This window comes from Spirillospora sp. NPDC052242 (assembly GCF_040679555.1).
Classification (GTDB): Bacteria; Actinomycetota; Actinomycetes; order Streptosporangiales; family Streptosporangiaceae; genus Spirillospora.
The window spans coordinates 103,055-117,490 of record NZ_JBFAUZ010000029.1 but is presented as its reverse complement, the minus strand read 5'-3'; the positions used below and the strand labels follow the sequence as shown (position 1 = coordinate 117,490).

At 74.9% G+C, this 14,436-nt stretch carries 14 protein-coding genes; 3 read left to right on the top strand and 11 right to left on the bottom strand.

The genetic code is table 11. The features are described 5' to 3' along the window. The 4 genes from AB0L25_RS23885 to AB0L25_RS23870 all read right to left on the bottom strand — a co-directional run. A partial coding sequence (locus AB0L25_RS23885; protein ID WP_500174880.1) for a glutamate synthase central domain-containing protein occupies positions 1-101 on the bottom strand: 101 nt, incomplete at its 3' end. A 60-nt stretch (positions 102-161) separates the two neighbouring features. After that, on the bottom strand, positions 162-1,094 hold the full coding sequence (locus AB0L25_RS23880) for a bifunctional helix-turn-helix transcriptional regulator/GNAT family N-acetyltransferase (RefSeq protein ID WP_500174874.1): 933 nt from the start codon (positions 1,092-1,094) through the stop codon (positions 162-164). Between the two features lie 88 nt (positions 1,095-1,182). Beyond that, complete coding sequence (locus AB0L25_RS23875) at positions 1,183-1,515, bottom strand: DUF3817 domain-containing protein (protein WP_026400455.1); 333 nt, start codon at positions 1,513-1,515, stop codon at positions 1,183-1,185. Positions 1,516-1,571: 56 nt separating this feature from the next. Beyond that, positions 1,572-1,931 (bottom strand): hypothetical protein, encoded by a 360-nt coding sequence (locus AB0L25_RS23870; protein WP_500174873.1) that lies wholly within the window; start codon positions 1,929-1,931, stop codon positions 1,572-1,574. Between the two features lie 153 nt (positions 1,932-2,084). On the opposite strand from AB0L25_RS23870, the gene AB0L25_RS23865 reads away from it, so the two are divergent. The 3 genes from AB0L25_RS23865 to AB0L25_RS23855 all read left to right on the top strand — a co-directional run bounded on the left by AB0L25_RS23865 (position 2,085) and on the right by AB0L25_RS23855 (position 6,745). After that, positions 2,085-3,440, top strand: a complete 1,356-nt coding sequence (locus AB0L25_RS23865; protein WP_500174872.1) for an SWIM zinc finger family protein — start codon at positions 2,085-2,087, stop codon at positions 3,438-3,440. Further along, a complete protein-coding gene (locus AB0L25_RS23860) occupies positions 3,437-6,061 on the top strand; it encodes a DUF7824 domain-containing protein (protein WP_500174871.1) in 2,625 nt (874 codons plus the stop codon). Before AB0L25_RS23865 ends, AB0L25_RS23860 begins: the two co-directional genes overlap by 4 nt. Positions 6,062-6,202: 141 nt before the next feature. Beyond that, entirely contained in the window at positions 6,203-6,745 is a 543-nt protein-coding gene (locus tag AB0L25_RS23855) for a methylated-DNA--[protein]-cysteine S-methyltransferase (RefSeq protein WP_500174870.1), read from the top strand. On the opposite strand, the gene AB0L25_RS23850 is transcribed toward AB0L25_RS23855, so the two are convergent. From AB0L25_RS23850 to AB0L25_RS23820, 7 genes are all read right to left on the bottom strand, one after another. Continuing rightward, a complete protein-coding gene (locus AB0L25_RS23850; RefSeq protein WP_500174869.1) occupies positions 6,746-7,648 on the bottom strand; it encodes an oxidoreductase in 903 nt (300 codons plus the stop codon). Between the two features lie 111 nt (positions 7,649-7,759). After that, complete coding sequence (locus AB0L25_RS23845) at positions 7,760-8,248, bottom strand: glutathione peroxidase (protein ID WP_500174868.1); 489 nt, start codon at positions 8,246-8,248, stop codon at positions 7,760-7,762. A 69-nt stretch (positions 8,249-8,317) separates the two neighbouring features. Continuing rightward, a complete protein-coding gene (locus AB0L25_RS23840; protein WP_169528779.1) occupies positions 8,318-8,458 on the bottom strand; it encodes a hypothetical protein in 141 nt (46 codons plus the stop codon). A gap of 371 nt (positions 8,459-8,829) precedes the next feature. After that, positions 8,830-8,988, bottom strand: coding sequence for a hypothetical protein (locus AB0L25_RS23835; protein ID WP_500174867.1), 159 nt, complete (start codon positions 8,986-8,988; stop codon positions 8,830-8,832). Between the two features lie 85 nt (positions 8,989-9,073). Beyond that, positions 9,074-9,364: a hypothetical protein gene (locus tag AB0L25_RS23830; protein WP_500174866.1), complete on the bottom strand. Its 291-nt coding sequence runs from the start codon at positions 9,362-9,364 to the stop codon at positions 9,074-9,076. A gap of 9 nt (positions 9,365-9,373) precedes the next feature. Beyond that, the gene (locus tag AB0L25_RS23825) at positions 9,374-10,612 is read right to left on the bottom strand and encodes an LCP family protein (RefSeq protein WP_500174865.1); all 1,239 of its coding nucleotides are present in this window, start codon (positions 10,610-10,612) and stop codon (positions 9,374-9,376) included. 170 nt (positions 10,613-10,782) lie between these two features. After that, positions 10,783-14,406 (bottom strand): AAA family ATPase, encoded by a 3,624-nt coding sequence (locus AB0L25_RS23820; RefSeq protein WP_500174864.1) that lies wholly within the window; start codon positions 14,404-14,406, stop codon positions 10,783-10,785. Positions 14,407-14,436 lie beyond the last annotated feature (30 nt).

Sequence of the window (14,436 nt, the reverse complement as noted above, 5' to 3'; positions counted from 1 at the left end):
GGCGGGTTGGTGACCTGTGCGAACTGCTGCTTGAAGTAGTCGAACAGCAGGCGCGGCCGCTCCGACAGCACCGCGATCGGGGCTCGCGGGCCCGCGCTCATGCGCGCGGAACGCACGGGACGACCGAACGCGCGGGACGGCCGAACGAAAACGGCGGGAGATCAGAGTTCGCGGCGCCAGATCTGGCCGTGGATCGTGTCGCCGAAGCGGGCGACCGGCGGTTCCTCCTCGGCGAGGACGAAGCCCGCGCGGGCGTACACGCGGTGCGCCGGGCGCTGGACGGCCGTCGTCCACAGCATGATCTCCGAGTACCCGACATCCGTCGCGAAGCGGACGCACGCGTCGACGAGCGCCGCCCCGACGCCCGCGCCGCGCGTGCCGGGCTCGACGTGCAGGAGCCGCAACTGGGCGACGTCGTCGTCGCGGCGGACGCAGAAGACGCCGCCGACGCGCTCGCCGTCCAGCTCCGCGATCCAGGCGTTCTCGCGCTCAGGGTCGTGGTTCTCGACGTAGTCGGCGACGACCTTCGCGACGAGCGCCTCGTACGTGCGGTCCCAGCCGCACTCGACGTCGTAGAGGGCGCCGTTGCGCTCGACGATCCAGCCCAGGTCGCCGGGGCGCAGGGGGCGGAGCACCGGTCCGGCCGCCGCGCCGGACGGGCGGCGATCGCCGAGGACCTCCTCGACGGTGCGCATCGCGGCGAGCAGCCGCGTCCGGTCCGCGTCCGGCACCCCGGCGAGCAGCGCCCGGACCTCGCCTGCGGACCGCTCGTCCAGCAGCGCGAACACCTCGCGGCCGCGCGGGGTGAGCCGGATGACCTGGCGGCGGGCGTCCTCCGCCGAACGCTCCCGCGTCACCAGGCCGTCGCTCTCGAACCGGGCGAGCATCCGGCTGAGGTAGCCGGCGTCCAGGCCCATGGCGCGGCGCAGGGCCAGCACCTCGCTCCGGTCCCGCTGCGCCAGCTCGAAGATGACGCGGGCCTCGGTGAGGGAGTAGGGGCTGTCGACCAGTCCCTCGCCCAGCACCCCGATCACGCCCGTGTAGAAGCGGTTGAACGCCCGGACCGTCGCGACGTCCTCCCTGGTGGGTTCCATCGGCCGCCTCCCGAGATGTTTGACTCAGTCAAACGATACGCCGGAAGGCGGGCGCGAGTCCACGCGGAGGGGCACGCGGAGGGGGAGGTCAGACTCCGGCTTCGGCGGGCTGCTTCCCGGACGCCTGCAGCGCCCGGGCGTCGCGGACGATCCGGCGCTCGACGAAGAACGTCATCAGCGGGACGATCCCGCCCAGCACGATGTGCACCATCCGGTTGAGGGGCCAGCCCGTGCGCCGCCACAGGTCATAGGCGGCCGCCAGGTAGACCATGTAGAAGAAGCCGTGGATCGGGGACACGATGCCCGCCATCTCGGGCATGTCGGTCGGACCGTACTTCAGCACCATGCCGATCACCAGCAGCACCAGCAGTGTGCCGACGAGCATGGCGAGGATCCGGTACCGGGTCACCGCGCCTTCCACAGTTCACACCTTTCTCCGGCCCGGTGGCCGATCGCGCGAGCCGGGCTCGTGCGGGGTCAGTCGCGCCGGCCGCTCTGGGCGTTGAGCCGCGCGAGGTAGCGGTTGTAGGCCGCCAGGGCGGGGTCCTCTTCCTCCTGCTGACGGATGATCTCCCGCTTCACCTTGGCCTCGGCGGGCTCCTCGATCACCTTGGGCGCCGGGGACTCCACGCCGTTGCGCTCGTCCCGGATCATCTTGACCCACATCACGACCACGAAGATCGCGAAGATCGGCCACTCGAAGGTGTAGGCCCAGCTGCGGTCGTTGCCGGCCTGGGCGCGGTCGTACTGCCACCAGCCGAAACCGAGGAACGCGGCGCACAGCACGATCGCCAGCGCATGCAGGCCGAGCCAACCGGGAGTGAGGAACCGTCGCACGTCAACGAGACTACCCCGCCCTTCCGGGAGCCGGTGCACACCCCCGTCACAGCGGCATCGCGGCCCGCCGCGGACGTCGCGCGGCCCTCCACCGGCGGCGCTTCGCCGCCGCTGCTCGGCTGATTGTCGGAAGGATCCTTTACCTTCCGACCCATGGCGACTACGGCACAGTCCTATACGTACACGCGTCCGTCCGGGATGGACGGCGGCCTGCTGGGGCTGTCGACCTCGGGCGGGACGACCGGCAGCGGGCCCCGGGCGCATCCGCACTTCTTCAGCGGCGTCCTCACGCAGGCCGCCCCGGCCGCGGCGGCGCTGATCGGGCTGGCCGACGTCGCGCAGACCCGCTACCACCAGCCGCGCCCGACCGGGTTCCGCGACCCGGTGGTCACCTGCAACGGCGACCGGCTGCGGCTGGAGTCGTTCTCCGCGTGCGGCGGCGTGTACGCGCGGCTGGACGTCCTGGAGGCCGCGATGGACGGCGAGGTGCACGAGCGCGGCACGACGAACGTGGACGTGAACGGCCCGCTGCGCGAGGCGCTCGCCCGCGTGGGCGGCTCCGACCCGCTGCACCTCGCGGTCGGCGAGGAGGAGCTGGCCGTCACGACCCTGGACGGCGCCGTGGTGGAGAAGAAGGTCCCGCTCCCCGACCGGTGGCTGCGCGGGTTCGCCGAGGTCCAGGTGATCACGGCCGGGTTCGACCCGCGCGCCGAGCTGACCGGGCACGACGCCGTCCGGTTCCTGCGGTCCCTGCGCGGCCGGAACCACATGTGGGCCGTGCCCGCCGGGCGGACCCTGCGGCTCGCGCCCCGCCCGGCACCGGGCGCGGTCTGCCTGGCGGGGGCGGACCGGCTGCGCACGATGCTCCCGCTGCTGCGCTTCGCCCGCGCGCTCCGCGCCTACGGGCCGTCGGTCACGACCGGGAGCGGCCCCACGGCGAGCGTGTGGGAGCTGGAGCTGCCCGGGATGCGCTACGTGCTGACGCTGTCCCCGGAACGGTCGCGCGGGTTCTCCGGCGAGGGCGCGGTGCTCGACGCCCTCGCGACGGACGAGGCGGCGGGCGACGCCGACCTCGTCGGCGCGCTCCTGGCGTTCGAGCCGCGCGTCGAGCCGGACCTGCTGGCCGAGCGTTCGGGGCTCCCGCTCGACCGGACGAAGGCGGCGCTCGTCCAGCTCGGGACGTCCGGCCGCGTCGGGTTCGACACCGCCGAGGCCGCGTTCTTCCACCGCGAGCTCCCGTACGACCCGTCCCGGGTGGCGGCGCTGAACCCGCGGCTGCGGTCGGCGCAGGCGCTGGTCGAGGACGGTTCCGTGCGGTTCACCGGCGACGGCGTCGCCGTGGTGACGACCGACGGCGGGGAGCGGCACGTCCGGTTCGACGGCGACGGCGACGCCGCGTCGTGCACGTGCCCGTGGTGGTACGACCACCGGGGCGAGCGGGGCCCGTGCAAGCACGTCCTCGCGGCCCGGATCGTCCGCCGCGGCGCGTCCGCCGAGGCCGTCCGATGACCGCGTGGGACGACGTCCGCGCGGCGATCGACGCCAAGGACCCGGGCCGGGTCATGGCGCTGGTGACGAAGCTCGACGACGCGGGCCGCCGCGAGGTCGCCGACGCGCTGCCGGGGCGGCTGCGGGAGCTGCGGGCGAAGGCGGAGTGGAACGTCCTGGAGCGCGGCTTCGTCGAGCCGCTGCTGCTGGCGGGCGCGGGCACGATCGGCGGGGCCGCCGCCGCGGCGAACTGGCTGTGCCGCCGGGAGCTGGAGATGTGGGCCTGGCGGCGGCGGCACACCGGATTCGACCGCGACCTGGCGAAGGTCACCGCCGCGCGCCCCGCCGAGTGGCGCGCCGACGTCGGCCGCCGCATCGCCGACCGCATCCGCGTCGCCGACGATCGCCGCGAGTCGCTGTGGCGGATGGCGGCGACGCTCACCCTGTCCGCCGGGGCCGAGGCGCCCGCGTCGGACGGCTTCGTCGTCGGCTGGACGGTCCTCGCCGACCCGTCCGGGCTGGCCGACGACCCGTTCCTCGACGCGCTCGTCCCCCGGCTGTTCGACGCGGACGGCGTGGGCGGCGCGCTCGCCGACGACGAGGCCCGCCTCCGCTGGGACCGGGACCGCAAGAGCACCTGGGCCGAGGCGCTCGCCGGGCTCGCCGCCGCCGGACGGCTCGACCGCGCCGCGCTGATCGACGGCTGCGTCAGCCGGTTCCTGCGCGGCGGTTCGCCCCACGATCTGCGCTTCTTCGTGCGGCTGCACGACCGGCTCGACCCGGCGGGCGACGAGGCCGCGGCGCGCGTCCGCGACCACGTCCGGCTGCTGCCGTCCGCCCCGTCCACCGTCGCCGACCTGGCGCTCCGGCAGGTCCGGCGGGCGGACGACCTCGGCCGGCTCGACGCCGGCCTGTTCGCCGAGGCCGCCGACGCGCTCGCCTTCCGCCCCGAGAAGAAGCTCGTGCGGACCGCCCTCGCCTGGCTGGACCGGACGGCCCGCAAGCGCGACCGCGCCGACGCGACGGTCCGCGCGATCACGGCCGTCTTCGTCGCCGAGGCCCTCGACCTGCGCGAACGCGCCGTGAAGATCGCGGTGAAGCATGCCGGACGGGTGGACGACGCGACCCGCGAGACCGTGCGGGACGCGGCCGCCGGCCTCCCCGCGGACCTCCGCGCCGCGATCGCCGCCGCCTACGGCGAGGTGGACGGGGGCGCCGAACCGGCGCCCGTCCCGTCCGGCCCGCCCCCGTTCGTCCCGCGCGCGCTGCCCGCCCCGATCGCCTCGCTCACCGAACTGGCCGAGGTGTTCGCGGCGCAGCGGTACACCATGTTCAGGTGGGTCGAGACGGAACGCTTCCTCGCGGGGCTCGTCGAGTTCGCGTTCGCCGATCCGTCCGGCACGAGGGAGGCGCTCCGGCCCCTCGCCGACTCCCTGCGCGGGGCCGACGGGGTGCTGCACCCGGCCACCGACGCCCGGCGCTTCTGGGCGGACCACGCCGTCCGTGCGCTGGTCGAGCCCGCCCCGGGCCTGATCACGAAGGTCCGCGACCAGCTGCGGCACGCGGCGCGGACGGGCGGCCCGCCGCTCCAGCGGTTCCTCATCCGCCGCAAGCACGAGCTGCCCGCCCTCGTCGGCCGCGTCCCGGCGCTGCTGGCGGCGCCGACCGAGGGCAGCGGCCACATCGCGCCGATGGCGCTCGTCGAACGCATCGAACGGTACGAGGCGGCCGGCGCGGACCCGGGCCGCGCCGATTTCGTCCAGGCCCTCCTGCGGCTCCCCCGCGACGAGGACACCGACGCCGCCGTCCGCGCGAAGCGCCTGACGTCCAAGGCCGGACGGACGCTCGCGCTCGCGCTGGCGGGCCCCGGCGGACTGCCCGACCCCACCGTCGAGTGCGGCCTGGTCGACGAACCGCTCCGCACCGGGACCGGGCGCCCCCTGAACCTGCCGCCGGTCGGCATGGTGACCGTGACCTCCACCCGTGACGTCCCGAGCGACCTCGCGGACCTGTGGGAGCACACCGCGAAGTTCACCTCCCGGCAGAACCCGGGAGGCACCGAATCGTGGCCCGCGCTGCTGCCGTCGCACCGCGAGGTCGCCGCCGCGCACGTCCTCCCCCACCAGATCGACGAGTACGAGTACGCGTCCGGCCAGGGCGCCACCGCCCTCGCGCTGGCCGCGGCGGACGGCCCGGCGGGCGCGGCCACGGCGACGGTCCTCGCCTACGCCCTCGGGCACAAGGACGCCCGCGAGCGCGCGGACGCGGTCGAGGCGTTCCTCGCCCTCAGCGCCCGCGGCGGCCTCCCGGCCGCCGAGACCGGCACCGCCGTCGGCGCGCTGACGCGCATCGACCGGCTCAAGCCGAACCGCGCCGTCCGGTCCCTGAGCGAGGCCGCCGACGCGGGCGCGCACGCCGACGTCTGGCGGGTGATCGCCGCCGCGCTGCCCGCACTGCTCCCCGAGCCCGGCACCCGCGCCCCGTCCGGTCTCCCCGACCTCGTCGCCCTCGGCACCCGCACCGCCGAGCTCGTCCGCGCCCGGGACGCCGTGCCGGGGCTGGCCGAGGCCGCCGCCCGCGGCGGCTCCAGCCGCCTCGTCGCCGAGGCCGCCCGCCTCCACCGCGTCCTCACCGGCCCCTGAACGCCCGGGTGCGGCCCGTCTCCCCGGACGGGCCGCACCCGGGCAAGAATCGGGGGGGTGGACGGCGGTCGCCGGAGTGGGCGTTCGGTGCAACGCGGGCGGGGCCGACGGGGTTGAATACCGGGAGGAAGGAGCGCACCGATGGAGGAAACCCTCGCGTTCGGCACGGTCGAGACCGTGCTCGGGCGCCTGCTCGTGGCCGTGAGCGAGACCGGCGTGGTCTCGCTGAACTTCCACGACACCCCCGGCGCGCGCGCCCGCACCGTCAAGGCGTCCGGGCTGCCCGTCGTGGACGACCCGGGCCGGACGGCACCCGCGCTCGAGGCCCTGCGGGCCTACTTCGCGGGCGGGCGCGAGACGTTCGGGCTGCCGATCGACTGGCGGCTGACGTCGGACGCGCACCGCGCGGTGCTCTCGACCCTGTACGAGGCGGTCCCGTACGGGACGGTCGTGACGTACGGGGAGCTGGGCGAGCGCAGCGGGACGGGCGTGCACGCGCAGGTCGTCGGGCAGGTGATGGGCGCGAACCCGATCCCGCTGATCGTGCCGTGCCACCGGGTGGTCGCGTCGAACGGGCTCGGCGGGTACAGCGGGGCGTGCGGCGTCGAGGGCAAGCGGTGGCTGCTCACGCTGGAGGGCGCGGTGCCCGCGACGCTCGACTGGGACATCGCCCGCGCGCCGTGATCAGTCCTCGTAGGAGACGCCGGTGAGCGACTCGGAGACCTGCCAGAGGCGGGCCGGGACGCCGGGCCGGGTGGCCTGCGGGGGCGTGACGACCTCGGTGGGGGCGCCGCGGTACTGCAGGATGCGGGGGCCGTAGCAGGCGCCGCCGCGCACGTCGGGGGACGTCGCGGCGTAGAGCAGGGGCAGGGCGCCGTCGCGGGCGGGCTGCGCGACGAGGGCGTTGCCGAGGCCCGTGACCCGTTCGAGGAGGCGGCTGCCCTGCATGCGGGGGCCGGTCTGCTGGAGGTTCGTGGCGGCGTAGCCGGGGTGCGCGGCGACGGCGGTCAGCTCGGGAACGCGCCGGTCGAGTTCGGCGGTGAAGGAGAGGTTCGCCAGCTTCGACTGCCCGTAGGCGGCCCACTTGCGGTAGCGGCGCTCCCCCTGGAGGTCCTTCCAGTTGAACCGGCCGCTCCAGGCCAGCCCGGACGTCACGTTCACGACGCGGGGGGACTTCGCGGCGCGGAGCGCGGGCAGGAGCAGCCCGGTGAGCGCGAAGTGGCCGAGGTGGTTGGTGCCGAACTGCATCTCGAAGCCGTCGGCGGTGGTGCGGTGCGGGAGCGCCATGACGCCGGCGTTGTTGACGAGGACGTCGAGGGGTTCGGGGTGGCGTTCGGCGAAGGCGCGGACGGACGACAGGTCGGCGAGGTCGAGGGAGCCGAGCGTGACGTCGGCGTCCGGGACGGCGGCGCGGATCCGGTCGTGGGCCGTCTGCCCGCGTTCGGCGCTGCGGCAGGCGAGGATGACGGACGCGCCGTGCCGCGCCAGCTGGAGGGCCGTGTGGTAGCCGAGGCCGCTGTTGGCCCCGGTCACGATCGCGCGGCGTCCGCTGAGGTCGCCGATGTCGTCCGCGGTCCAGCCTCGCATGGGAACCTCCAGGTCGCTTCGCGGGGAGCCCTCAAGCTAGACCGGCCGTCGAATGGCCGACAACCGGACGGCGGTGTGGTGCGATTCACATCGCCGCCCGGGTGCGCGGGTTCAGGCCGGAAGGGTGTTCTCGATGGCGGTGACGACCTCGTCCGATTCGGGCTCGACCTGCGGCGCGAAACGGGCGGAGACCGTGCCGTCGGGGGCGATGAGGAACTTCTCGAAATTCCACCGGATGTCGCCGGTGTGGCCCTCGGCGTCGGCGACGCCGACGAGGCCCCGGTAGAGGGGGTGGCGGTCGTCGCCGTTCACGTCGACCTTCTCGGTCAGCGGGAACGTGACGCCGTAGGTCGTCGAGCAGAACTCGGCGATCTCCTCGTGGGTGCCGGGCTCCTGGCCCATGAACTGGTTGCAGGGGACGCCGAGGACGGTGAAGCCGCGTTCGGCGAACCGCTCCTGCAGCCGTTCGAGGCCGGAGTACTGGGGGGTGAGGCCGCATTTGGAGGCGACGTTGACGACGAGCACGGCCTTGCCCCGGTACTGCGCGAGGTCCGCGGAGCCGCCCCGCAGACCCTCGATCTCTACGTCGAAGACAGACATGGGGCCGATCCTAGGAGATCGCCCCTCCCCGGCCGCCGGCCGGCCGGGGACGGCGTCACGGTGCCGGGGTCAGGGGGACAGGTCCAGGCCGTCCACGAACGACGAGAGGGAACCGCCGGCCCGGCCGAGCTGCGTGAAGATGTTGTTGACGAAGCCGGCCGCCTCGTTCGGTGAACTCAGGAGGTAGAAGATGACGAAAGCGATCGCCACATATTTCATGTTCTTCTTCATGAGCAACGCCGTCCCTGTCCTAGCGCCGTGACACAATGACCCGCTTTGATTGTGCCCAGGCGTGTCCGCCCGCAAAGCGCGATTTTACTGTGACGCGGCCGCCAGCGCTTGGTGGCCATGCGAAAGAGCCCCGTACCGCCCGAGGTACGGGGCCGAAGAAGAACCGGGGCGGCTTCCGTGGCCGCCGTATCAGCGGCCGACGGGTCGATGACCGCCGCTTCGACGGCCGCCGCGCGGAAGACTCAGCGTGCAAGACTCGGCGCGGAAAACTCGGCGCTGATGACGCGGCGCCGCGGAACCGCTCCCGGAGCCTCCGCCCGGGACGACCGCCCGGGGACGGCCGTCCGGGGCTACGCGGGGATCGCGCTCATGAAGGTCGACAGCGACTCCGCCGCGGTGCCGAGGCCGCTCAGGGCGTTGTTGACCATGCTCGCCGCCCCCTCGGGCCTGCTCACGACGTACCACGCCAAGAACGCGATGGACGCGATCTTCAGGTGCTTCTTGTTCACTTCAACCACCCTCTGAGGTCGGATGCCTACGCACAGTGATTCCCTAGGGTGGCCGAACGGAGATCAAGACGGGTAAAAGAGCCGGTCAAGCCCGCTTGGCGTGCTCGGTGAGGTACTCGATGTAGAAGGGGCGGAGGGCGTCGCCGAGCTCGCCCTCCCCCGCGTGCGTGAACTCCTCCAGCAGCGACAGCCCGTGCAGGATGTCGAACCTGGCGCGGTCGGTCTCGCCCACCGCGGCGGCCGCCGCGGGGATCGCGCGCAGCAGGTCCCACAGGAAGCCGACGTCGCGCTCGTCCTTGGCGACCCGCATCGCGCGGTCGTACAGCTCCTTGGACGTCAGCTGGTCCAGGTTCTCCTCGGGTGTCGCGTCCGGCATGTTCCGACTCTAACCCGCGGCCTTCTCCGCGACGCTCGCCGGGATCGGCTGGTCCTGCTTGAGCGCGTCGAACAGCGCGCTCGCCTTCTGCCGGTCCCAGGTGATGTAGGCCCCGGCGGACGCCGAGCTGCCCGACCCGCCGATCGGGACGGTCGTCATCACGCCGTCGCCGCCGCTGACGCCCTTCATCGCCCACATCATCCGGGCGAGGTCGTGGATGTGGTCGTCCTCGTCGACGAGGAAGTTGCTCGCGCCGTTCGTCGCGAGCGGGATGCTGCGGAACGGGTTGACGAGCGTGCCGGGGCTCGCCGCCTTCTTCATCAGCGCCCCGAAGAACTGCCGCTGCTTCTCGACGCGCTCCAGGTCGGCGCGGGCGTAGTTCCGGCTCCGGACGTAGCCGAGGGCCTGCGCGCCGTCGAGCGTCTGGCAGCCGGGCTTGAGGTCGAGACCGGCCTTGGGGTCCTTCATCGGCTCCTTGACGCAGATCTCGACGCCGCCGACGGCGTCCACGACGCCGACGAACCCGGCGAACCCGATCTCGGCGTAGTGGTCGATGCGGACGCCGGTGGCCTCCTCGACCGTCCGGACGAGCAGCTTGGGGCCGCCGAGGGCGAACGCGGCGTTCAGCTTGTTGCGCCCGTGCCCCTCGATCGGGACGTACGAGTCGCGCGGGAGGCTGACGAGCGACGTGCCGCCCTCGCCGTAGTGCAGCAGCATCATCGAGTCGGTGCGGCGCCCGGACGCCTTGCCGGTGGCCATCTTCGCGCGCTCTTCCCGCGACAGGCCCTCGCGGCTGTCCGACCCGACGATCAGCCAGTTCGTCCCGGGGGTGTCGGCGACGCGGCCGGCGTAGTCGACCAGGACGTCCTCGCGCTCGAGCTTGCCGTCGAGGTAGAAGTAGCCGCCGACGATCAGCAGCAGGACGAGGACCAGGAAGACGCTCAGCCCGCGCCCCCACCGGGGCCGGCGGCGCGGCGGGCGGCGCCGGGCCGGCGGCGGGCCGCCGCGACCGCCCGGGCCGCCGGGATCGCCCGGATACGGCCGGGAACCGGCGAGCTGGTCGCCGGCGTACGGGTCGTCGTAGGGATCGGCGTACGGGTCCCGGCGCGGAGCGCCGTACGCGTCCCCGTACGGATCCCGCCCGCGGCCCGCGTGGGGGTGTTCCGCTCCGGCGCCTTCGTACCCGCTGCGCGCCACGCGGCGGCCCTCCTCGCGTCGTCCCCGGCCTTCCGGCCAGCCGTCACTCATGCCGTAGACCTTAGACAAAACGGGGCGTCCCTCGCTTCCATCCCCCGCATGATTGTCCACAGCTCCAAATCACCATGTCGAGGGACACGGCGTCGCGATCAGGTCCACGTCCCGCACGGCGCACCCTGCCCCGCGGCGCGCGTCCCATGCCACCGGGTGCGACGGCCCGCTCACAGGTACGGGCCGTAGCCCGCGCCGCCGTCCCGCTCGGCGGGCGGCGCCTCCGGCAGGTCCTCGGGACGGAGCGTGCCCGCCTCGCCGGGCGGCAGCTCGCCCTCGACCGAGGTGATGCGGCGCGCCTGCCGGGAGATCGCGGCCTCCAGCAGGTTCCGGACGTACCGGGCGTTGCCGAACGTGTCGCCGCGCGGGTGCCCGGTGACGAGCCCGCGCAGCGCGTCCGTCGTCCCCGGCGCGAGGACGAACCCGTCCTCGGCCGCCATGAACTCGAAGATCGCGACGAGCTCGTCGTCGGAGTAGTCGGGGAAGTGCAGGAACTTCGGGAAGCGGGACTCCAGGCCCGGGTTGGCCTTGACGAACCGCTCCATCTCCGTCTTGTAGCCCGCGACGATGACCACGAGGTCGCCGCGGTGCTCCTCCATCAGCCGCAGCAGCTCGGCGATCGCCTCGTGCCCGAAGTCGCGCCGGTCGCCGCCCGCGTACGGGTCGGCGGGCGCCAGCGCGTACGCCTCGTCGACGAACAGCACGCCGCCGAGCGCCCGCTCGACCGCGGCGCGCACCCGCGGCGCCGTCTGCCCGATGTACTCGGCGACGAGGTCGGCGCGGGTCACCTCGACCAGGTGGCCGGACGACAGCAGCCCGAGCTGCGCGTAGACGGCGGCGACCAGCCGGGCGATGGTGGTCTTGGCGGTGCCGGGGTTCCCGGTGAAGACCATGTGCCGTGCCGGGGAGCCCGGCGCGATCTTGGCGTCCATGCGGAGCCGCCCGGCGCGGGCCTCGGCGACGAGCGCGGCGACCTCCCGCTTGGTCGCGTCGAGGCCGATGAGCCGCTCGATCTCGGCGAGCGGGTCGCCGGGGACGCCCTCGCGGCCGCGGGCGAGCGCGTCCGGGACGTCCTCGAGGAGGATCTCGTCGAGCGACTCGGTCTCGTCGACGACGCCGTCGGCGAGGACGCGGCGGCCCTGCAGGGCGACGGCCCGGTCGAGCAGGTTCACCATCGTGCGGGCGTTCGCGGACCCGGGGCCCTGCGGCGCGGCCTGCAGCAGCGCGCGGACCCGGTCCAGGACGCCGTCGGCGAGCGCGAACCCGGCGTCGGCGGCCTTCGCCGCGAACACCCGCACGAGCTCGTCCTCGGTGAAGCCCGGGAACCGGACCGTGCGGGGGAAGAACGCGGCGAGGTCGGAGTGCGCCTTCAGCAGCCCGTTCAGCTCGGCCTCCGGCCCGGTCAGCACCACCACGAGGTCGTCGGTGTGGGCCTGCACGCTGGCGATCAGGACGTCCAGCACCTCCCGGCCGCGCGCCGGGTCCCCGGACGAGACGAGCGCGTGCGCGTCGCGGACCAGCAGCACCCCGCCGAGCGCCTGCTCCACCGCCCGGCGGACGCGCAGGACGCTCTCGGTCGCGTACTCGCCGAGCAGGTCGGCCCGCTCGACCTCGGTGAGGTGCCCGGACGACAGGATGCCGCGGTCGGCGTAGATCCGGCCGAGGATCCGCGCGACCGTCGTCTTGCCGGTGCCGGGCCCGCCGGCGAACACCAGGTGCCGGGGCCGGGCGGCGGCCGCCATCCCGGCCTCGCGGCGCAGCCGGGCCGCCTCGGCCTCGGCGACGAGCGCCTCGACCTCCCGCTTCGCCGGCTCGATCCCGACGCACGCCGCCAGCTCGGCGAACGGGTCGCTCTGCGGCGGACGGCCAGGGATGAGCCGCTCGGGCAGGTCGTCCGCGGCGATCCGCGGCGCGCTCCCGGCGTCCTCCGCCGCCGCCCCGCGGAGGCGGGCGCGGGCCGCCCCGGCGGACCGTTCGGCGAGCTGCTCGGCGAGCCGGGCGCCGCGCAGGTTCAGCAGCGCCGGGGTGCGGGCGAGCCGCGCGCCCGCGGCCGCCGCGACGTCCGCCGGCACCGCGAACCCGCGCCGCGCGGCGGCCCGGGTGAACAGCTCGGCGAAGTCGTCCTCGGCGAAGTCGCGGGTGCGGGCGGTGTCGAACGCGCCGACCAGCGCCGGGTTCGCGTCGAACAGCCGCCGGTCGCCGCCGGGACGGCACAGCGCGACGACGTCCAGCGCGGGCGAGCGGGCCATGAGCCGCCGCAGCTCCTCGACGGCGGCGGCGCCGCACCGCTCGTGCGCGGCGAGCCGCTCCAGGTCGTCCACCACCAGCAGCATCCGGGCCTCGACGCAGTCGCGGACGCGGGCCTGCAACCACAGCACGGCGTCGCTGACGCCCAGCGACGCGAACACCTGGTCGGAGATCCACAGCGCCTCGCGGACGGCGCCGCCGACGGCCAGCCGCCGCTCCACCAGCTCGGCGGCGGTGCCCTTGCCGGTCCCGGCCGGTCCGGTGATCAGCAGCCGGACGGGCCGCTCCCCCGCGAGCCGCGCCGCGACGGCGTCCGCGACGGCCCGCGCGAGTTCCGGCTGCCCGACGAGGTCGTCGTCCGGCGGGCGCTCGTCCGTCGCCGCCGCGGGCTCGCCGCCGGACGCCTCCTCGCCCGTCGCGTCCTCGGCCGTCGCGCGGCGGGCGCCCGGGAACAGCGCGTCGCCCAGCGGGTTGGCGACGCGGCGCGCGGTGAACAGCCGCCGCACGTCCGCCTGGAACGCGCGGACGGGGACGCGGTCGCGCGGGGCGACCGGCGCGCCCGGCAGGCCCTGCACGGCGCCGGTGATCCGGACGGCCATGTCGAGCCACGCGCGGGCGGCGTCGGCCTCGCCCGCGACGAGGGCGAGCGCGAGCCGGTCGCGCACGTCGTGCCGCCACGGGTCGACGGCGAAGTCGGCGCGGAGCGCGCGCATCCGGTCCTGGATGTTCGCGTGCCGGTCGGTGCCGAGGGTCACGGCCAGCTCGGCGGGCGCGGCCGCGGCGTCGGCGGCGAGCAGCAGCCGGGCGAGCGCGTCGTCCGCGGGCTCCCCGGCCCCGAGGGCGGCGAGGAGCCGCCCGTGCGCGGCGTCGAACCCGTCGCAGGCCCAGCCGAGGTAGGCGACGGGCCCGGCCAGCTCGGGCAGGACGGCCAGCTCCTCGTCCGTCGGTTCGGCGCCCCAGGCGTCCTCCAGCAGCGGCTTCGGGACGGTCAGGTCGCACTCGTGCAGGACGGGGTCCGCGGCGCGCCGCTCGAAGATCCCGATGAGCGCGCGGCGGCGCCGCTCGACGGGCTCGAGCCCCTCGAACACGTCCAGGCCCGTCCGCGCGAGGTCCAGCATGAGGGCGCGCAGGGCCGGGTCGTCCCCGGCGGGTTCGGCCAGCCACAGGCCCGGCGGCCGCCACCGCCCGGCCTGGGAGAACCAGGCGAGGGGGTCGCGGACGCTGGGCTCGGGCGCGGCCATGAAGTCCGCCAGCACCTCGTAGTCGACGTCGCCGCGGGAGCCGCCGCGCAGCGCCGCCGCGCCCAGCAGGAAGGTCAGCAGCGACCACAGTTCGGCCCCGGCGGCGGTGGTGCCCTCGTTGTAGAAGTCGCCGTGGCGGCGCGGCAGCTCCACGACGCGCGGGTCGTCGTTGAACGCGACGGCCCGTTCGCGCAGCTCGTCGTACAGCCCGTCCGGGACGCGCCAGGGCCCGTGCGCGTACACGTCGAGCACGGGCTCCTCGGTGAGCAGCACTTCGAGATGGTCCGGCAGCCGGGGGGAACTCACCTGTGGGTCCTTCTCCTACGCGAGGGGGCG

What these genes read in the sequence shown, in the direction of transcription:
- AB0L25_RS23880 (WP_500174874.1), bottom strand. Translation starts at nt 1,094, where the DNA reads ATGGAACCCACCAGGGAGGACGTCGCGACGGTCCGGGCGTTCAACCGC.
- AB0L25_RS23865 (WP_500174872.1), top strand. Translation starts at nt 2,085, where the DNA reads ATGGCGACTACGGCACAGTCCTATACGTACACGCGTCCGTCCGGGATG.
- AB0L25_RS23860 (WP_500174871.1), top strand. Translation starts at nt 3,437, where the DNA reads ATGACCGCGTGGGACGACGTCCGCGCGGCGATCGACGCCAAGGACCCG.
- AB0L25_RS23855 (WP_500174870.1), top strand. Translation starts at nt 6,203, where the DNA reads ATGGAGGAAACCCTCGCGTTCGGCACGGTCGAGACCGTGCTCGGGCGC.
- AB0L25_RS23850 (WP_500174869.1), bottom strand. Translation starts at nt 7,648, where the DNA reads ATGCGAGGCTGGACCGCGGACGACATCGGCGACCTCAGCGGACGCCGC.
- AB0L25_RS23845 (WP_500174868.1), bottom strand. Translation starts at nt 8,248, where the DNA reads ATGTCTGTCTTCGACGTAGAGATCGAGGGTCTGCGGGGCGGCTCCGCG.
- AB0L25_RS23830 (WP_500174866.1), bottom strand. Translation starts at nt 9,364, where the DNA reads ATGCCGGACGCGACACCCGAGGAGAACCTGGACCAGCTGACGTCCAAG.
- AB0L25_RS23825 (WP_500174865.1), bottom strand. Translation starts at nt 10,612, where the DNA reads ATGAGTGACGGCTGGCCGGAAGGCCGGGGACGACGCGAGGAGGGCCGC.